The organism is Epilithonimonas sp. KH_059, from assembly GCF_057838485.1.
The window spans coordinates 2165916-2184165 of sequence record NZ_CM174468.1 but is presented as its reverse complement, the minus strand read 5'-3'; the positions used below and the strand labels follow the sequence as shown (position 1 = coordinate 2184165).

Here is an 18250-nt window from a genome sequence, read left to right as displayed (position 1 = left end):
TGTAAGAATAAGCAGAAAATCTAGCCCCCTTCTTTCAACCCATAAAATAAGAAATATTTCGCAATTATTTCATGATTTCAAACATATTATTTGAGTGGGCCTCATCGTAAATTTGACTTCAAATTATGATTGCATGGATCTATTCACTTCGAGTACAGGACTTCAAATCACCTTGTTTCTGATTCTACTCCCTATTCTTTTCGCCTTAATACTGATGTTAATCCGGGTTAGCGGTATGATCACAAACCTTAAAAGGCGAAATGAACTTAAAAAAATTAAATCCAAAATTAAATCCTTTGGTCCCAAAGACATTGAGCAACTTGAGCAGAGAAAAAAAGAACTCGAATTCAAATTGCAAGGAAATGAACTTTCTCCAATTAGAGAAGTGAAAGACGAACGAGGCCTGATCAATGAAAGTCAGGAAGTGGAGGACGTTCGGTTCCTACAAACCAAACGAAAAGAAAAATTAATCATTTCAATCCCGAAGGAGGAAAAAACAATGATTTTATGGTACTTAAGCTGTGCAATCACATGGCTTATCATTGGTACCACTGTTGGGATGTACCTGGGAATCAAATTTGTGGCCCCAGACTCAGACCATGTAAGTTGGTTAAGCTTTGGGCGCTTGCGTCCCGTACACACGAATATGGTATTTTGGGGATGGGCATCCATTGCCATGATTGGACTTTCCTATTTCGTCGTACCTCGCGTGGGCAACACGCGAATCTATAAATTAAAGTTAGGCTACTGGACTTTAATCCTCTTAAACTCAGCAGTTTTATTTGGATCCCTTTTCCTAATGGCTGGAATAAACAATAGCGGAGGTGAATACAGAGAATACATTTGGCCTATTATGCTTCTTTTTGCTCTTGGGGTCTTAATTACGCTGTACAATCATTACAAAACGGTTGCAAGCCGAAAAACGGTTGAAATCTATTTGTCCAATTGGTATATAATCTCAGCCATGATGTTTGTGGTTACGATCCTGCTTGTTGCTTACTTGCCTTTCTGGCAAAACGGTCTTGGAGAAACCATTGTCCAGGGATATTATATGCATCAAGGAGTTGGCATGTGGTTCATGTTTTTCAACCTAGGCTTAATGTACTACTTCTTACCCCAGGAGCTAAACAGTCCCATCTATTCCTATAGCTTAGGTATATTGGCCTTTTGGACTCAAATTTTATTTTACACCCTAATCGGGACTCACCACTTTATCTTTAGCGCAATTCCATGGTGGCTACAAACAGTGGCCATTGTCGCAAGCGTCGGGATGGTCATACCCGTGTTGGCCGGAAGTATCAACTTCTTCTTTACCATCCGTGGATCCTGGCATCGAATTCGGTATAGTTATGTTTTACCTTTCTACCTTGTTTCGATTATCTTTTATTTCTCTGGATCCCTCCAGGGAACAGCAGAAGCATTTAGAGAAACCAATTTAATGTGGCATTTTACCGACTTTACAGTCGCTCACTCCCATTTGACCATGTATGGAATCATCACCTTTATGTTATGGTCCTTCTCTTACACGCTCGTACCTAGATTGACCACCTACGAACCTCCTAGTTTAACTGTAGGTCTGCATTTTTGGATGGCTCTAATTGGTTTACTCCTCTATACGGTATCGCTCATGATTGGATCTACAACAAGAGGACTCATGTGGATTGACAAAGCCCCATTCCTTGATTCGGTCGTTCATATGATGCCTTATTGGTTATGGCGGGCCATTGGAGGAACCATGATGTGGATTTCGCATCTCTTATTTGCATACAATTTCTACCGTATGATTAAACCTAAAAAAGAAGTGGTTCTTCCCGAATCTCCTCAAGAAGTTTTAGATATTATTCAATCCAATAAAAGCGCTCTCTAATGGAATTTTACAATAATCATAAAAAACTATTTACGGCGGCCATTTTATTTTTCTTTGGACTCACACTCTTTGTCTGTTTACTTCCTGCCTTAGACAACCAAAGAACCTATAAACCGCTCACAACCTCAAAAGCAATGACGGAGGCAGAATCACGGGGAAAAGCAGTCTACATTAGCGAAGGATGCGTGGCTTGTCACACGCAGCAAGTTCGTAATGTGGATATGGATCAACCCTTTGGCTCCCGCCCTAGTATTGCAGCGGATTACGCTCGGAACAAACGACTAAATTTCTTCCAAAATACGGCAACCTTAATGGGTACGGAACGTACAGGACCGGACCTCACCAACATTGGACAAAGACAACCTAGTGAAGATTGGCAATATGCCCACCTTTACAACCCCAGATCTGTTGTGCCCCAATCCGTCATGCCTGCCTACCCTTGGCTATTTGAATACAAGGAATATTTAGGACCCAACGACAAAGAAGTCAACATTCCAGAGGAATTTAGAAAATCAAATCACAAATTAGTAGCAAAACACGATGCCAGAGACCTCGTCGCTTATCTGCTTTATCTAAAACAATCGGATTTACCTGTTACTATTCCAGCAAAGGAATTCTTGTATAAGAAAGAAGAAAAAGCACAGGCTTCCGGTGGCGGTGGCGCAGGGGACGATCTCCCAGACGGAGATGCTCTGTACTCCACACATTGCGCGAGTTGCCACCAAGCCAATGGAGAAGGCATCCCCGGAGCTTTCCCTCCTTTGAAGGGGGACCCCGTGGTGACCGGCGATGATTTGGAACTTTATGTGACAATCATCATGAAGGGTTACAATGGTCTTGCTCCTGCGTATGCAGAAATGCCCGCCGTAGGAACTAACGCGGGTCTTAAAGCAAATGAAATTGCCGCTATTATCAACCACGAACGTGAAAGTTGGGGAAATAGCAGTACGAAAGTGACCAAAGAAGAAGTTCAAACCATCTTAGACCAAATGAAGTAATATGAAACGATTAATATATAGCCTCCTATTTACCCTACTCGCTCCTGTAATGGCGCTCGCATGCGAAGCTTGCGATTTGCAACAACCTGCCCTTACCAAAAACTTAACCCACGGTAGTGGACCGCAAGGCACTTTGGATTGGATTATCGTAGCGATTATCGCACTTATCACACTTGCTACTTTATTCTATTCTGCGAAATACCTTATAGTACCTGGAGAGAAAAGCTCTTCTCATATTAAAAAAAATGTCTTAAATTACTAAGATGGATACAAACAACTCCCATAACGCGAAGGTGCTTCTCTATGTGGACGACAACCCACATCCGGTGGCAGAATTGCAAACTCCTATCGTTTTCAACCTAGACACCACTAAACTTACCGATGGAGAGCACCAACTTAAAATTATCAGCCAATTTGCAACCAGCGAGGGAATCAAAACCATTCCCTTCACGGTTCGAAATGGTCCAATCATTAATATCGAGGGACTTAAGAAAAACGAAACTGTCAATGGCGTAATTCCACTGATGATTAACGCGTACGATACAGGAAAAAAACAAAGTTTTATAATTAAAGGAAGTGAAAACCCTAGGGTGATTCCGGTTTGGCTTTGGGTAGTAATTCTGCTATTTGGAGCCTGGGCAATCTATTACCTCATTGCGAACTTCAGTATTTAGAATTCTTTGACTCTCAAATCTCTGAATCATCTTTCGATATCAATATCGTATTTATCTAACAGACCTAAAACCTCTATACTTGAAAATTTAGCCTTCTTAATTCGGTTGGCTTCTGGATCAAGTGTATAATTATAAGAAGACCGAAAGTCTGCTTTTTCAAGGAGTGTGCGGTCAAAAATGGCGTGTCTTAAATCGCAATTCTCGAACACTGCGCCCGTTAGATCCGCTTCTACGAAATCTACTTCTTGCATTTGCGAATTTTTGAATATTGTTTTTTTGACACTCATCTTGTAAAAGGAAGAATGATTGAGTTGGCACCCATCAAACCCGAAAGAAACTCCAAATTCGTTGCAAGTATCAAACCGAAGTCCTAACATCTTGCAGTCACGAAATTTCACATCCCGAAACGCCGTATTGTAAAGTTTTGCTAAACTAAAATTGCATACGTTGAATCTACAGGTAACAAACTTATAATCGGATAGGTCACTATCGGCAAAGTTACAGTTACTAAAATCACAGTTTTCGTACTCGCCTTTTTGGGGCACAAAGTCTTTGTCAAAGCTTTTGTCTTGAGTGAAATTTTCTTCCATAGGTTTGTTTTTTCAAGTAATAAAGTAGTGAACTAGCGCATACCAACTGTTTTTGAAAACTTCCAATAGGTTTTCAAAAACACAGTAAATATAGATAAGAAAAACCCTTTAAACGCATTGTTTAAAGGGTTTTCGTAAGATTTGAATACTTACTTTGCAGAGAGGATGGGAAATGAACCTTACTAGTTTAGATATACCTTATTATATACAAAACTCTTATTTATCAATTATTTACATATATTTGTACAAATGAATATATGTCTTTTATGTATCTATTTATAAAAGTATTGGCACCTAAATTAGCACCTAATGAATTTCACATTTAAATTAAAAGAGCCGAAATCCACAAAGGAAACCTTAATCTATTTCCGCGCTTACTTTGGAAATGAAAGGAAAAACTTTATTTATTCTACCGGCGAAAATATTAAACCCTCTGAATGGGATTTTGAGAATAGACAGCCTAACGATTTAAATGGAAGGACAGCCAAAGCCGAAAATCACAGGACGATTAAAAAGCAACTTGATAGATATAGTTCGTTTTTTTCTGAAATTGTGAATAGGTATAAAAACATCAATGAAGAACTAACTTCTGACATTTTGCGTCATAGATTTGAAGAAGAATTTAAAAAAGCAAAAGTGAAGGATGATTTCTTCCGTCTGTACGATGAATTTATCGAAGAAAAGGTAAATGATTTCTCAGGTAAAGGAATCTCTAATTCAACAAAAACAAGGTATGAATTTAACAAAAACCTTTTGTTTGAATTTCAAAACAAATCCAAAATCAAATTGAGTCTTTCCAATTTCGATGAGAAAACTTATAACAAGTTCCTGAAATATTCGGTTGAAGTCAAAGATCATTCTGCAAATACCATTCATAGGGATGTAGGGTTGTTAAAAACTTTCTTGTATTGGTGCTTGAGTAAAAAATACACATATAATAATGATTTCATTGCCTTCAAGAAACCACCTAAATTTAGAACCGATGAAGTTGCGCTTAACATGGAACAAGTGGAAAAAATTTATAGCCACGACTTTTCTAAAAATAAGAAACTTGAAAGAGTGCGTGATTTATTCGTTTTTGGCTGTACAACGGGCATGAGGTTTGGAAATTATAGCAAGATAACAAAGAATGATATTCAGGGTGATTTTATACGAGTAATTGATTTGAAAAGTAAGTCAAAAAATCTTTCAATTCCTCTTAATCCAATTTCGAAAAAGATATTAGAAAAATACGAATACGATTTGCCTGTGATTTCTAACCAAAAAATGAATGAATACATAAAAGAAGTTTTCAAAGAGCTGGAATTTACAGATGAAATAAAAAAAACGATGAAATATGGTGACGAGTTGGTTTATAAAAGCTCAGAATTTTGGAAACGCATTTCTAGCCATACTGCTCGCAGAAGTTTTATTACTATAATGAAAAATAAACGGGTTCCGGATAAGGTGATTATGAGCTATACAGGCCATACAAGCCTAGAGGTTTTCAATACCTATTATAGACCAAGTGAAGAAGATAAAGTAAATTATATGAACGAAGTATTTAAATAATTATGAGTAAAAATAAAAACATTTATGGATGGTGGATGCCGTGGCATGAATTAGTAGGTATCCCCCTCTTGATTTATTTTGTTGGTAAGAGGAAAATAATTAAAACTTTGTTATCTGAAAAGATTGCGAAGGCTCAAATAAATGCCGAAAAAATAGGAGAATTGACTATAAAGGAGAGAGAAAAAAAATTAATTGAATATGAAAGATTAGACCATTTTTTTTCATATCATTTTAAAGACATGGAGAAAACGCAACATCACACTTTTGAAGATAAAATAGATTATTGTCTAACACAATATAAAAAGGAATCTTTCCGGCACTTATCAGCAAGCAGAGCTGTAATACTTCGCGAAAATTTTTTGTCAGGTGCAGAAAAAACGCTCATTTTATATTTTTTACTTGAAAAAAAAACACATCGAAAATTGATTCTTAAGGAAATTCTGATTGGTGACAATACAGAGCCAAAATTAAAAAAATTCTTAATAGACCATCGGTATATTGATGAGAACTACAATCTTATTGTTGATAATAAGTCTGACCTTCTCCCACAAAACCGTAACACTTAAAAGTAGAGATTTTTCGATAAAGCAATTAACTTTAAAACAAGAATAATCAGATGAAAAAAAGCAGATTTACAGAAAGTCAGATTGTCTTCGCCTTGAAGCAATCCGACACGGGAGTAAAAGTGGAAGAAGTATGTCGCAAAATGGGTATCAGCGAGGCAACTTTTTACAATTGGAAAAAAAAATTCGGAGGCTTAGGCATCACGGAACTTCGCCGTTTGCGCCAGCTGGAAGAAGAGAACAGCCAGCTCAAAAAGTTGGTAGCTGATTTAAGTTTGGATAAGCAAATTCTTCAGGATGTTCTGAAAAAAAAGTTCTAAAGCCGGTTCAGAGGCGTGAACTGGCGAAAGGGATACAGCAGGATTACCGGGTTTCTCAGCGAAGAAGCTGTCGTTTGGTGTTTTTACAGCCTAGTGTTTATTATTACCATCCACATCGGAGAGATGATAAGGCTCTGAGGATGCGACTCATAGAACTTTCCAACATTCGTGTTCGGTATGGCGTGCAGCGTTTACATATTCTTCTGAGACGGGAAGGATGGAAGGACAATCATAAAAGGATCTACAGAATCTATTGTGAGGAAGGTTTGAACCTAAGGAGAAAACGGAACAAAAGAATAAAATCTGCACGCTCCCGGGTTCCTACCAATGGCATTGCTTCTAGTTTACATGAGTGCTGGAGCATGGATTTTATGAGCGATGCCCTGTTTGACGGCAAGAAATTCAGGGTCTTAACTTTAGTGGATAATTATAGCCGTAAATCCTTGGTGCTTCATTCCGGAATTTCCATTAAAGGAGAAGATGTTGCTGAAATATTAAAAAATGTTACCTTTGAGCAGCAAGCCTATCCCAAGCGGATTAAGATTGATAACGGACCGGAGTTTATCAGTAAAGCATTGGACAGATGGGCTTATGAAAGGAAAATAGAACTGGAATTCTCCAGGCCGGGAAAGCCAACAGATAATGCATTTATAGAGAGTTTTAACGGATCATTAAGAGATGAATGCCTCAATGTGAATTGGTTCTTATCGCTGGAAGATGCACAGCAAAAGCTGGATGTCTGGAAAGAGGATTATAACAGTTACAGACCCCATAGCTCATTGGGGAATTTAACGCCAAACGAGTTCATTGAAAACAGTCAAAACATGCAAATTTCTCTATTTTAGATTGTTCCATATATCGGGGGGAGGTCAATCAAGAAAAAATTCTATTTTTGAAAAGTACTGAAAATGGGGAGCGCACAGTACGAAAAAACTCTAGCTCAACTTGAAGGCTTACACTCTGAGATTGATGCATTATCAAAGAAAAAACCTGACGATGGTTTAAACAAGTTTAAATTGGGTTTTGTTAATAAAATCATATCTGAATCCAATGAGATTCTTGGAAAAAAGTATATACCTTTTGAAAATTTTTCAACCTTTGAAGAAGATAATTTACCAACTACGAGCGATGTAGTACTTATTCTGACGCAATACCTATCAAGTTTTGAAAATATGAGAAAGGATAATTTGATTCACGACACATGGATGGATGGAGAAACTAAAGTGAAAACTTATAAATTTCGGCACAATCCATATAAATATAAATAAATGAAAAAAAATAAAATTAACTTACCAACCAAACGAAATTCCGAAAGGTTTGATCTGTTGTTTCCTATGATTAAAAGCGATCTAAACGAAATAAGAGAACTTTCAAAAAAGAAGCAAGACGAACCTCTAAATGCCTTTAAAGTAAGGACGGTCAATAAAAAACTCGAAGAAATCAAATTAATCTTAGCAGAACAGCCAACAGTTGAATTTTTGGAATTATTGGACACGGATACACTTCCTACTAATAGTGATGCCGTATTATTAGTCAGCCAATACATAAATGCAATGGAGATATTCCTCGAAACATATTTTACAAATGACGGCGGCGAAGGGAATAATTGGAGTTTTAATAAATTTTGGAAAACAAAAGATTAAGAAAACAATTAGCACCTATTTTAGCACCCGAAAATACAAATCCCTGTAAGTTAGATGCTTACAGGGATTTTCGCAGAGAGGAAGGGATTCGAACCCTCGATACAGTCACCCGCATACCAACTTTCCAGGTTGGCCTCTTCAGCCACTCGAGCACCTCTCTATTTTCAAGATGGCAAAAATACACTATTTATTTCAAAGAAGGAAATCTACACCCTGCTTTTTGAATCCAAAATTCTCTAGGAAATTTCCCCACACAAGCTCGATTTAAATAGGGTTGCAAAATCTTGATTGAACTTTGGGTTGTCCATTAAATGCATTGCCTTCGTGATGGCCGCTTCTGAAGTCATGTCTTTTCCACTAATGGCGCCTACTCTCGTAAAAACAGAACTATTCTCATATTTCCCGAAAGAAATGGCTCCGGAAACACATTGGCTTATGACTACAATTTCGGTTCCTTGGTCTCTAAGTTTTTGCAACACTTTCTCGGTATGTGCTGAATTCGAGATGGTTCCCGACCCATACACTTGCAATATTAGCACTCTCACTTTGGGAAGCTCACGCAGGTGAACCATGGACATGCCTGGAAACACACGCCAAAATAAAACATTGGGAGACAGGTGATAATCTACTTCAAATGGCACCTCTGGGCTCGAACGAAAAAGGGCCTCTTTTGCGAAATGAAGGTGCACGCCGCTTTGTCCTAAAATGGGGTAATTTGGACTTAAATATGCGTCAAAATATTCTGCAGAATGCTTTAGGGTTCTAGATCCACGCAAAAGTTTGTATTCAAAATAGATGGCTACCTCTTGAATAACGGCCTCGTCATTTTCATAAAGACTTGCATAATTTAGTCCCGTTAAAAAGTTTTCTTTTGCATCGGTCCGAAGATCCCCAATGGGCAATTGCGAACCTGTTAAAATAACAGGTTTCCGTAGTCCTTTTAACATAAAACTAAGCGCTGAGGCGGTATAGGCCATGGTATCGGTTCCATGCAATATGAGGAACCCATCGTACTGATCGTAATTATCCCCAATGTACTTTGCAATTCTTTGCCATTCGTCAGGTCCCATATCAGAAGAGTCCAGCGGCTTGTCAAAGGGCTGTACGCTAACCTCGCATTCAAGAAGCTGCATTTCTGGAATTTTTGAAAAAATATTCTCAAAATTAAAGGGCTTTAAACTCCCTGTACCGTAGTCTTTTTCCATTCCTATGGTACCTCCCGTATATATTAAAAGGACTTTACGTTTCATAAGCGTAAAATTACGTTAATTTGCATCGATTTGAAAATGAAATGGAAAAACTTCAACGCACCTTCGACTATTTAAAAGAATTTCTAACGCCTGCCCGCTTAGAAAAAATAGAACATTATTCCAAAGAAAGTTCGGACTTTATTCTTCCCGTCATGCAGGACGTTTACCAATTCCGCAATGCGGCCGCCATTGTACGAAGCGTCGAGGCCTGTGGATTCCATAAAATTGTAGCCCTTGAAGAGCGTAATGAGTTCAATCCGAATCTGACCGTGACCAAAGGCGCAGAAACATGGGTCGAGGTCGAAAAGATGAAAGCAGACCTCAGCTCTCTTCACGAAATTAAAGATCGTGGCTATGAGCTTGTGGCGGTTTCTCTTGAAAACAATGCGGTTGAGCTTCCCGATTTTGAAATCACAGCTCCGGTTGCCCTCTTGTTTGGCACCGAACTGAAAGGGGTATCTAAAGAAGCCCTTGCGCTAAGCGATCGGACACTCTCTATTCCCATGTTCGGATTTACAAAAAGTTATAATGTTTCGGTTGCAGCTGGCATATGCCTTTATGAATTGAAGCAGAAATTACTTCGCTCCAACCTTCCCACTACGCTTTCACAGGAAAAACAGCTGGAGTTAAAAATCCGTTGGGCAATTAATACGATTCCCAGTGGCAAGGAAATTTACGAGCAGTATCTAAAGAAGAACTCTTAAGGTTCACTACGCGTTTAGAAAAATTTACTGTAGTTCCAAGCGGCAAGAAAAACACCTGCAGTCTCCGTCCTAAGACGCTGTGGCCCTAACGAAACCGCCCTAACTCCTTTTTGAATTAAGTTCTCAATTTCTTTCGGACTAAAATCTCCTTCCGGACCGATTAAAAAGGTTTGACTTTCCTCTACAGGTAGCTCCTTTAATTCCAAACGACTAAAACTAGGATCACAATGCGCAACATAGGTTGAACTTGGATTGCATGTCAAAATAAATTCTGACAATGTTGTGAGAGGGTTAAGCTTTGGAAAATGAAAACGTAGCGATTGTTTTGAGGCCGCAATCGACTGCTTCACTAACCTTTCAAAATTAAGGTTCCTTCTTTCCGTCTTCTCCGTGGAAAGAAAGGTAATCTCACTTACACCCAGTTCGGTTGCCTTCTCCGTAAAAAACTCGATGCGATCTATGTTCTTTGTTGGAGCGATGGCCAGATGAATCTTGAGAGGAAAATTCGAAAGTTCTGTTTTTATTTCTAAAACGTCAATTCTCACCTTTTTTCCTTCGAATAAAACCAATCCCTTGGCTAAATTTCCGTTCCCGTCGGTGACAAATACTTCCTCTCCTTGTTTGATACGAAGTACTTTCACAAGGTGTTGCTGTTCCTCAGGATAAATTTCTACTTGCGGTAGAACTTGGCCATAAAATAATCTCATAGTTGAATTCTGTGGGCTTACCTTTTGTAATTATTCAAAATCTTGTTCTATATCGTATCTCGCACTTGCGCTGATATCGAGTGGCGAGAATTCACCTAAATCGTACTTAAGTTTGGCCACCATGGCAATCATCGCTGCATTGTCCGTGGTGTACTCAAATTTAGGAATGTAGACATTCCAACCTTTTTGCTGCGCATTGGCAAGCATTGCGCTTCGAAGAGCGGAATTGGCAGAAACGCCTCCCGCAATTGCAATTTCATTGATTCCAAAATCAAGAGCTGCTTTTTCAAGCTTCGTCATGAGGGTATCTACAATGGTTTTTTGAACACTTGCACACAAATCATTTAAATGCTCAGTAGTAAAATCTGGATTTAGCTTTCGCTGCTTTTGAACAAAATACAAAACAGAGGTTTTAATTCCACTAAACGAATAATCGTAGCCAGGCACTTTGGGCTTGCTAAATTCAAAAGCATTCTCATTTCCAGACTTCGCTAACCTATCTACAATAGGCCCTGCAGGATAATCTAAATCCAACAATTTGCCTATTTTATCAAAAGCTTCCCCAGCGGCATCGTCAATGGACTTTCCTAAAATTTCCATCTTGAAATAATCTTTCACGAGGACAATCATCGTATGCCCTCCACTTACGGTAAGACATAAAAAAGGAAATTTAGGAGGCACACTATTTGCATCTTCGATAAAATGGGCAAGGATATGTGCCTGCAGGTGGTTTACCTCGATAAGCGGAACCCTCAAACTCATGGCCAAAGATTTAGCAAAAGACGTTCCTACAAGGAGAGATCCAAGCAGTCCAGGTCCTCGTGTAAATCCGATGGCTGAAATTCCATTTTGTTGTATATTTGCTTCAAGCAGTGATTTTTGAACCGTTGGAATTATATTTTGTTGATGGGCACGCGAAGCGAGCTCGGGAACCACTCCACCGTATTCGTTGTGGATTGCTTGAGTGGCCGCAATGTTTGAAAGTATTTTATTACCCTTAATCACCGCTGCAGAAGTGTCGTCACAGGAGGATTCGATACCCAAAATTATAGTTGATTCGCTCATTATATGGCAAATTTAGAGAATAAAAACGAGAACGAAAATTTCGAAAACAAAAACAAATCCTTACCTGAAAAAGTAGGCGATGCTGCCAAGGATGCTGTGAAAGATGTGAGTGACCTTGCAAAAGACGTGGTGGAAAACCCCGTCGAAGTAGTCGGCGAATTTGCGGAGCAAGCCGCAAAAGACGTCACAGACTATAAGTGGTGGGCTAAACTGTTATTGTACGTGTTTTGGATTGGACTTGGCCTCGCGGCTTTGCTGCTCATCGCCATCAATTTGAATGTGACCAAACAGTGGGCCGCAAATCAGGCGCTTAAAGTTCTCAATCAAGATTTCAAAGCCAAGATGACCACGCAAAGCATTGAGGTCGACTATTTTGGTGATGTCACCATACGAGGTTTACGAATCGAGGACACAAGAGGTCTCGAATTTATTAAGGTGCGCGAGTTTCGAGCCAACTCCAATTGGATTGCCCTAGTTACAAACGTAGGAAAAAACAATGCCCTTAGCTTCAATTCCCTTCAACTCACCAATGCGGACATCAAAATCGTAACTTACAAAGGCGATAGCATCTCTAACTTCATTAAATACGTTGGGAATTTTGACTCAGGCAAACCTTCTGACCCTCTGAAACCACCCTTTCAATTAGACTCACGAGTAGAGCTTGTCAATTCCAAAGTATCCATTGTCAACCAAAACAAACCGGGGGAAGAAGGAACTTGGCTCCGAGCCACCCAATTAAATTTAACGGCTCCTAAAGTGAAAGTCAATGGACCGAATGTATCTGCGCAGGTAAATAACCTTAGTTTCTACACGACCCGCTATGGGAAGACGCATTACATTGATACCTTTTCAACCGAAATTGCACTTACAAACGATTTTCTTTCCCTCACAGACTTGACCTTTAATACAGACCATAGTTTACTGCAAGGCGACATTAAACTCAACTTAAATCAGGGCTCCTTTCAAGACTTTAGCACCAAAGTACGATGGGATGTGGACCTAAAACGAGGAAGTCAACTTAGTGGATATGACCTAAGCTACTTCATGACCCAGTGGGATAATTATAAACCCGTGAATATATCAGGGAAAATGACGGGCCCGCTTAACAACTTCCATTTAGAAAACTTTATCATTGGAGACCGAGACGTTAGCATAGCTACCTCTACCATGCGTCTTAAAAATTTAATGCAAGGCTCCTTTGAAATTGAATCGAATGACCTTTCGACGGACTTCACTTATGTGGGACTAAAGCAGATGCTACCCACCTTTATAGCGACCAAACTCAAAAACATTGCAGATGATTTTGGTCGTTTACGCTACAAAGGAGCTGTAAGGGTGAGACCCGAACAAATCTTCATACCAAATGGAAATCTAATCACAGGCATTGGCCAAGCAAAATTACAGAATGTCTTTCTTGAAAATTACAGCACCGAGCTTCCCCGCTATCGAGGATATGCGGAGCTCAATGATTTAAATGCCGAGGCCATCACCAAAATGCCCGAAGTAGGTCTAATATCCGGAAAAATAAACTTCGTGGGGGAAAGTTTTGATCTTAACCGAATGGTCGTCGATGCCAAAGCAAATCTTTCAAGAATTGAAATCTTAGACAAAACCATTCATAACTTGGTCCTTGATGGGCAGCTCAACCGCAAAACCTACAATGGACTCATAAGGGTGGATGACCCCAATGCGAAAGCAACTGTCAACGGGAAATTTGATTTCAAAACGAGTCGACTACTAGCGGATGTAATTGCACAAATTGATCATCTTAATTTAAATTACTTCACGGGCTCCAAAGGGAACCAAGTGATAAGCGGGAAGCTGGATGCAAAATTGGCAATGTCAAACCTTAACGACCTTGATCTTGCGGCTACGGCCGAGAACCTTCGATTCACAAATGCGGGGAAATCTTACTTCGTGCCGAATGCCAATGTCAAAGCTTATTTCACAGCTGGAAACCGGGTGGTGGAAGTTACCGCCCCAGGAGCCGTCAATGGCCGAATTGCAGGAGACTATCAGCTTGCAGATTTAGCGGGCATGATTGAAAACGGTCTACAAAAGATTCTTGTAGGGCCCCCTCCTACCAAACAGTACAAAGGGCAAAGTTTCAACTTAGAATTTGACGTAAGGCAAGGTCTTGTCAATTACTTTGCACCCAATTTACAACTCCCTACTGGGGCTACGGTTTCAGGATCCTACCAAGGAAACTCAAACGATTTGGTTCTCAACATTGAAGCCTCAAGCCTTAAGTACCTTCTAACGAATAAAGAGCAAATTGCGCAACTAGACCAGGTTTTAGACACGGCCAACCCAGCCCTTGCTCAAACAGATACAGGTGAGCCGATTAAAAAAGACAGTGCAATGGTCGAGAATCTTGTGGTTCGCATCAATACTGCGAATTTAGAAGAGCAGCTCTTTGCAAACATTGACCGGGTTCTCTACAAAAATAATGTCGTACGAGATTTCACATTTACGGGAAGAAACGAAGACCAAAAAGTCCTTCATTTGTCGACCCGTTTCCTTCACGGCTCTCCCGAAATGGAATTGGAGAATGACCTTAAATCGTATGCAATCAATTTAAACCAATCCACTACAGAGCGTGGGGATTACCTATTCAAATTTGAACCTACGGAAGTAAAAGTAAATACTGTGGCGTGGTCCATTGATACAAGTCCGGAACTCGACCATTCGATAGTATATGAAAAAGCGAGTGGAAACATCGCCATTCATAACCTCCGAGTCTATTCCGAAGAGAGCTCACTTCTTATTTCCCAGGCTTTAATCAAGTCCGGTAAAGACTTCCAGATTGAAGGAAAACTCGATCAGTTCCAGCTCTCCAAGCTTTTGGAAATGCAGGCAAATGGAAATGATTTAAAAATCAAAGGTCTTGCTAGTGGAACCTTTAACATTGTGATGAACCAAAGTGTTCTCGAACCACTTGTCGATCTGCAGATTGACGACATCTTTATGAACGAAGAGGACATGGGAAACATTACTTTGAATGCGAAAAAAAGCACTCAAGAAAATGTTTTCGATATTGAAGCAAAAGTCGTGTCCGCAGGCATCATTGGGGATAACAACCTCCACTTAATAGGAACGGTGAACAACAACACCCCAACCCCTACGCTAGATGTGAAAATGGATATGAACGATTTCGATCTTGCCTTTGCTCAGCAATTTGTAAAAGGAGTCTTTGGTAATTTGCGAGGAAATGCAACCGGAGTCTTAAGCATCTCAGGACCGATCAACGATATTGATTATAGTGGGGACATTGCCCTTAGTGACTTTGGACTTAAGCTGAATTTCATTGGGGTGGACTATTCCTTTGAGGACACCGTCATCCCCCTTTCCAAAGGACAAGCGATTTTAAACGAAATCCAATTAAGGGACGGACGAAACAATTCAAGCGGTACGATCTCTGGGGTAATACAATTTGAAACCCTTTCTTCTATGGCAGTCAACCTCATTATGAGAGCAGACAATCTAATGGTTTTAAACACTCAACAAAAAGACTTCGACCTGTTTTGGGGACGCGTTTACGGACAAGGAAACCTCTACGTCTCAGGACCTGTCTCGGGGCTAAATATTGCGACCGATTTAAACGAACCTTTCCGCGCCTTAAACAACAGTGTATTCACCTTTAATGCGGGATCCACCTCGGGTGTAGACGAGTTCAAAATGCTTAGATTCTTAAAAGAGGATGCCTCAGGAGCTATTGTGTTAGAGGAGAAAAAACGAAGCGGAGCAAACATGACCCTTGATTTTAATATTGCCATTGACAAAGGGACCACAGTGAATGTCGACTTACCCGAAGATGTCGGAAATATTAGCGTGAGAGGAACGGCCAACCCTCTTCGATTCCGAATGTTCCCTAACGGTACCATTTCGATGAACGGAACCTACCTTGTGGAGAGTGGAACTTTTGTTTCTCAGGCCATTCTGGAGAGGACCTTCCAAATCGTAAAAGGCAGTAGCATGCGCTGGGATGGCAATGCCATGACCCCAGCCCTAGACATCCAAGCAAATTACGTCCGCGCGGTCACCAATACGGGGCAATACTTAGGGGTAAGTGCCTTGCCGCCTGTAAACGTCCTTCTTTCCGTTGGACTTCGAGGCACTCTTAACGATCCTCGAGTAGAACTAGGTCTTTCCGCGCCGGATCTATCTAGTCAGCTAAAAGAAACGCTCGCTGGCAAAATGGGGAATGAGGACGAAAAAGTAATCCAATTCGGGAGTGTCCTTGTGATGAACTCCTTCAATGTGCAGAATTCTGCTGGATTTAACCTCGATGTGGGCAGCACACTTGAGAACTCCGGATACAACATGCTATTTAAACAGCTAGGCTCCGTTTTCAACACGATAAGCAACGAGGTCCAAGTCGATTTAAACTATTTGAAAGGGGATAACGGGTCCAACACAGGAGACCGAGCCAATGCAAGTGTTAGCTTCGCACTTTCTCCTCGCGTGACTGTTAAAACCGGTCTTGGAGTTCCACTTTCTAAAGGATCTGAGGGTGCCGAATACAATTATTTGTCTGGAGAAGGGATTATCGAGTACGATTGGAGCAAAAAGAACGACGGTACACGACTTCTAAGAGCCTATTCTAAACCTTCAAACATTGGTCTTGTGGCGGGCAATGCAGGCGGTACTGGGGAAAACCAAACCTATGGAGTTGGGGTGGTTTACAGCAAAAGCTTTAATACCATCTTCAAAAGAAAAAAGAATAAACAAAAAAGAGACAGTCTGAAAGCTATAATAGATTCTGCAAAAATTAAGACAGCTGACTAATTATATTATGACAATTATCAGTTTGTTTGTTAAATATTGTTAATACTAAGTTCAAATTTTTACTTTTCGTTTTTTTTCGTAAATTTGCAAATATATACGATATCCTTAACAAAACAAGCCTTACTATAATGAACTATCAATTAGACGAAGTAGACAAAAAGATTCTAGATTTCCTTGTAGAGAACACTAGAATGCCTTTTACAGAAATCGCAAAACAAATGGACGTATCCGCAGGAACGATCCACGTGCGTGTAAAGAAAATGGAAGATGCAGGAATTATATTAGGATCTTCCCTTACCATCAATTATGCGAAATTAGATTATCATTTCACTGCATTTATTGGAATCCTTCTTAACAAGTCTAACAGAACACAAGACGTTCTAAAACAACTCTCTCTTATTCCAAATGTGGTCGAAGCGAGCGTGATTTCTGGGAAATACAATATTTTCTGCAAATTGAAAGCTAGAAATACGCAAGATGCGAAGCGTATCATCTATCAAATCGACGACATCCAAGATGTAATGAGAACGGAAAGTATGATTTCAATGGAAGAGTACATGAGCGACAAAAACCGTCTTATCAAAGCGATCTCCATTTAAGATCGATAGACAGTATCAACCTAAAAACTTATGATTCTATCATAAGTTTTTTTATTTTTACCAAATGGAAAAAAACTACTTCAAAGGCGAGAGTCCCGAAAAAGGAATGGGCCTGATCCTCTCTCTACTTGCCATGCTCTTTTTTGCTGTGTTTGGAATTGGAATTGACGTAGATCAGTATGTTCAAACCCTTGAGCACCACCTCACCATTCCGATCTGGTATTTTTACTTGATCTTTGCGGTCGATCTTTTGATTGTCCTTTCGGTCGTCTTAATTTACTTTTATCGAAAGTTAGGAGTCGTTTTGTTTCCACTTGCCACGTTGATGCACTTCGTTTTCCATTTGTATTACCTAGACACGTTTTTGTATTCCGATGTAACTTCTCTCTTTTTGTTTGTGGGGATCGGACTTCTAGCCATTGTGCCTAAGTGGCAATTTTTCAAATATTAACTATGTTCTCAAAAGCCTGCGAATACGCAATTAAAGCTTCTATTTATATCGCTCAACAAAACCTTAGTGAGAGGCGAGTCAATGTGAAAGAAATCGCCCATGCGATTGATGCGCCAGAGGCTTTTACGGCTAAAATCCTTCAACAATTGTGCAAAGCGGAAGTAATGCAGTCTGTCCGAGGAAAACAGGGCGGATTTTATCTTTCTACAGAAAAGATGCAAGAAACCAGAATCTATGATATCATTACCATCATCGATGGAGACTCGATCTTTGTAACCTGCGGACTGGGACTCAAAGAATGCTCCTCTCAAAACCCCTGCCCTGTACACAATGAATTTAGATTGGTTCGAGAACGTCTCATTGAGATGGCCTGTAAATATACCCTAGCGGATCTTGCCGTGAGAACCGAAGAAGGACTCTTCCGACTTCGGTTCTAAATTTTTTTAAATCAAATCGGATAGTTTTGTCCTGTTTAAAAAA

The 18250-nt window shown here is 39.9% G+C and carries 18 protein-coding genes and 1 tRNA gene; 14 read left to right on the top strand and 5 right to left on the bottom strand.

Features of this window, described 5'->3' with window-relative positions:
- The first annotated feature begins 133 nt into the window (after positions 1-133).
- Genes AC3IRX_RS10325 through AC3IRX_RS10310 form a run of 4 tightly spaced genes read left to right on the top strand, consistent with a single transcriptional unit; the run spans position 134 to position 3539 of the window.
- A complete protein-coding gene (locus AC3IRX_RS10325) occupies positions 134-1867 on the top strand; it encodes a cbb3-type cytochrome c oxidase subunit I (RefSeq protein ID WP_489210207.1) in 1734 nt (577 codons plus the stop codon).
- On the top strand, positions 1867-2865 hold the full coding sequence (locus AC3IRX_RS10320) for a cbb3-type cytochrome c oxidase subunit II (RefSeq protein ID WP_489210205.1): 999 nt from the start codon (positions 1867-1869) through the stop codon (positions 2863-2865). Before AC3IRX_RS10325 ends, AC3IRX_RS10320 begins: the two co-directional genes overlap by 1 nt.
- A gap of 1 nt (position 2866) precedes the next feature.
- Positions 2867-3127 carry a hypothetical protein gene (locus AC3IRX_RS10315; protein ID WP_489210203.1) on the top strand — a complete coding sequence of 87 codons (261 nt, stop codon included), beginning with the start codon at positions 2867-2869 and terminating at the stop codon, positions 3125-3127.
- A 1-nt stretch (position 3128) separates the two neighbouring features.
- Positions 3129-3539: a cytochrome C gene (locus AC3IRX_RS10310; protein ID WP_489210201.1), complete on the top strand. Its 411-nt coding sequence runs from the start codon at positions 3129-3131 to the stop codon at positions 3537-3539.
- 26 nt (positions 3540-3565) lie between these two features.
- Here AC3IRX_RS10310 and AC3IRX_RS10305 read toward each other — a convergent pair whose 3' ends face one another.
- Entirely contained in the window at positions 3566-4129 is a 564-nt protein-coding gene (locus tag AC3IRX_RS10305) for a pentapeptide repeat-containing protein (protein WP_489210199.1), read from the bottom strand.
- 309 nt (positions 4130-4438) lie between these two features.
- On the opposite strand from AC3IRX_RS10305, the gene AC3IRX_RS10300 reads away from it, so the two are divergent.
- The 5 genes from AC3IRX_RS10300 (at position 4439) to AC3IRX_RS10280 (ending at position 8206) form a co-directional block, all read left to right on the top strand.
- Positions 4439-5680 carry a tyrosine-type recombinase/integrase gene (locus AC3IRX_RS10300; protein ID WP_489210197.1) on the top strand — a complete coding sequence of 414 codons (1242 nt, stop codon included), beginning with the start codon at positions 4439-4441 and terminating at the stop codon, positions 5678-5680.
- Between the two features lie 2 nt (positions 5681-5682).
- Entirely contained in the window at positions 5683-6246 is a 564-nt protein-coding gene (locus tag AC3IRX_RS10295) for a hypothetical protein (protein WP_489210195.1), read from the top strand.
- A 50-nt stretch (positions 6247-6296) separates the two neighbouring features.
- Positions 6297-7408 (top strand): IS3 family transposase gene (locus AC3IRX_RS10290; protein WP_489210193.1). Its coding sequence is split into 2 segments (ribosomal slippage): positions 6297-6552 and positions 6552-7408, totalling 1113 coding nucleotides; the frame shifts between segments, so codons are not numbered across the junction.
- Positions 7409-7471: 63 nt separating this feature from the next.
- Entirely contained in the window at positions 7472-7831 is a 360-nt protein-coding gene (locus AC3IRX_RS10285; protein WP_489210191.1) for a hypothetical protein, read from the top strand.
- Entirely contained in the window at positions 7832-8206 is a 375-nt protein-coding gene (locus AC3IRX_RS10280; RefSeq protein WP_489210189.1) for a hypothetical protein, read from the top strand.
- Positions 8207-8279: 73 nt separating this feature from the next.
- Here AC3IRX_RS10280 and AC3IRX_RS10275 read toward each other — a convergent pair.
- Together AC3IRX_RS10275 and AC3IRX_RS10270 are read right to left on the bottom strand one after the other, a co-directional pair.
- Positions 8280-8366: transfer RNA gene (locus AC3IRX_RS10275), tRNA-Ser, on the bottom strand.
- 76 nt (positions 8367-8442) lie between these two features.
- Positions 8443-9456 (bottom strand): asparaginase, encoded by a 1014-nt coding sequence (locus tag AC3IRX_RS10270; RefSeq protein ID WP_489210187.1) that lies wholly within the window; start codon positions 9454-9456, stop codon positions 8443-8445.
- Positions 9457-9497: 41 nt separating this feature from the next.
- Between AC3IRX_RS10270 and AC3IRX_RS10265 the strand changes: the two genes are divergently transcribed.
- Positions 9498-10160, top strand: coding sequence for a TrmH family RNA methyltransferase (locus tag AC3IRX_RS10265; protein WP_489210185.1), 663 nt, complete (start codon positions 9498-9500; stop codon positions 10158-10160).
- A 14-nt stretch (positions 10161-10174) separates the two neighbouring features.
- On the opposite strand, the gene AC3IRX_RS10260 is transcribed toward AC3IRX_RS10265, so the two are convergent.
- Positions 10175-10867 carry an RsmE family RNA methyltransferase gene (locus AC3IRX_RS10260; protein WP_489210183.1) on the bottom strand — a complete coding sequence of 231 codons (693 nt, stop codon included), beginning with the start codon at positions 10865-10867 and terminating at the stop codon, positions 10175-10177.
- Positions 10868-10897: 30 nt separating this feature from the next.
- A complete protein-coding gene (tsaD, locus tag AC3IRX_RS10255; protein ID WP_489210181.1) occupies positions 10898-11932 on the bottom strand; it encodes a tRNA (adenosine(37)-N6)-threonylcarbamoyltransferase complex transferase subunit TsaD in 1035 nt (344 codons plus the stop codon).
- 3 nt (positions 11933-11935) lie between these two features.
- Here tsaD and AC3IRX_RS10250 point away from each other — a divergent pair, with 3 nt between their 5' ends.
- The 4 genes from AC3IRX_RS10250 (at position 11936) to AC3IRX_RS10235 (ending at position 18207) form a co-directional block, all read left to right on the top strand.
- Positions 11936-16720 (top strand): translocation/assembly module TamB domain-containing protein, encoded by a 4785-nt coding sequence (locus tag AC3IRX_RS10250; RefSeq protein WP_489210179.1) that lies wholly within the window; start codon positions 11936-11938, stop codon positions 16718-16720.
- A 128-nt stretch (positions 16721-16848) separates the two neighbouring features.
- Positions 16849-17319 (top strand): Lrp/AsnC ligand binding domain-containing protein, encoded by a 471-nt coding sequence (locus tag AC3IRX_RS10245; RefSeq protein WP_459084590.1) that lies wholly within the window; start codon positions 16849-16851, stop codon positions 17317-17319.
- Positions 17320-17383: 64 nt separating this feature from the next.
- Entirely contained in the window at positions 17384-17770 is a 387-nt protein-coding gene (locus AC3IRX_RS10240; RefSeq protein WP_489210177.1) for a hypothetical protein, read from the top strand.
- A gap of 2 nt (positions 17771-17772) precedes the next feature.
- Positions 17773-18207 (top strand): RrF2 family transcriptional regulator, encoded by a 435-nt coding sequence (locus AC3IRX_RS10235; protein ID WP_489210175.1) that lies wholly within the window; start codon positions 17773-17775, stop codon positions 18205-18207.
- Positions 18208-18250 lie beyond the last annotated feature (43 nt).

Excerpts from the sequence above, each read along its gene's own strand:
- AC3IRX_RS10325 (WP_489210207.1), top strand. The coding sequence starts at position 134 with ATGGATCTATTCACTTCGAGTACAGGACTTCAAATCACCTTGTTTCTG.
- AC3IRX_RS10320 (WP_489210205.1), top strand. The coding sequence starts at position 1,867 with ATGGAATTTTACAATAATCATAAAAAACTATTTACGGCGGCCATTTTA.
- AC3IRX_RS10315 (WP_489210203.1), top strand. The coding sequence starts at position 2,867 with ATGAAACGATTAATATATAGCCTCCTATTTACCCTACTCGCTCCTGTA.
- AC3IRX_RS10310 (WP_489210201.1), top strand. The coding sequence starts at position 3,129 with ATGGATACAAACAACTCCCATAACGCGAAGGTGCTTCTCTATGTGGAC.
- AC3IRX_RS10305 (WP_489210199.1), bottom strand. The coding sequence starts at position 4,129 with ATGGAAGAAAATTTCACTCAAGACAAAAGCTTTGACAAAGACTTTGTG.
- AC3IRX_RS10300 (WP_489210197.1), top strand. The coding sequence starts at position 4,439 with ATGAATTTCACATTTAAATTAAAAGAGCCGAAATCCACAAAGGAAACC.
- AC3IRX_RS10295 (WP_489210195.1), top strand. The coding sequence starts at position 5,683 with ATGAGTAAAAATAAAAACATTTATGGATGGTGGATGCCGTGGCATGAA.
- AC3IRX_RS10285 (WP_489210191.1), top strand. The coding sequence starts at position 7,472 with ATGGGGAGCGCACAGTACGAAAAAACTCTAGCTCAACTTGAAGGCTTA.
- AC3IRX_RS10280 (WP_489210189.1), top strand. The coding sequence starts at position 7,832 with ATGAAAAAAAATAAAATTAACTTACCAACCAAACGAAATTCCGAAAGG.
- AC3IRX_RS10270 (WP_489210187.1), bottom strand. The coding sequence starts at position 9,456 with ATGAAACGTAAAGTCCTTTTAATATATACGGGAGGTACCATAGGAATG.
- AC3IRX_RS10265 (WP_489210185.1), top strand. The coding sequence starts at position 9,498 with ATGGAAAAACTTCAACGCACCTTCGACTATTTAAAAGAATTTCTAACG.
- AC3IRX_RS10260 (WP_489210183.1), bottom strand. The coding sequence starts at position 10,867 with ATGAGATTATTTTATGGCCAAGTTCTACCGCAAGTAGAAATTTATCCT.
- tsaD (WP_489210181.1), bottom strand. The coding sequence starts at position 11,932 with ATGAGCGAATCAACTATAATTTTGGGTATCGAATCCTCCTGTGACGAC.
- AC3IRX_RS10250 (WP_489210179.1), top strand. The coding sequence starts at position 11,936 with ATGGCAAATTTAGAGAATAAAAACGAGAACGAAAATTTCGAAAACAAA.
- AC3IRX_RS10245 (WP_459084590.1), top strand. The coding sequence starts at position 16,849 with ATGAACTATCAATTAGACGAAGTAGACAAAAAGATTCTAGATTTCCTT.
- AC3IRX_RS10240 (WP_489210177.1), top strand. The coding sequence starts at position 17,384 with ATGGAAAAAAACTACTTCAAAGGCGAGAGTCCCGAAAAAGGAATGGGC.
- AC3IRX_RS10235 (WP_489210175.1), top strand. The coding sequence starts at position 17,773 with ATGTTCTCAAAAGCCTGCGAATACGCAATTAAAGCTTCTATTTATATC.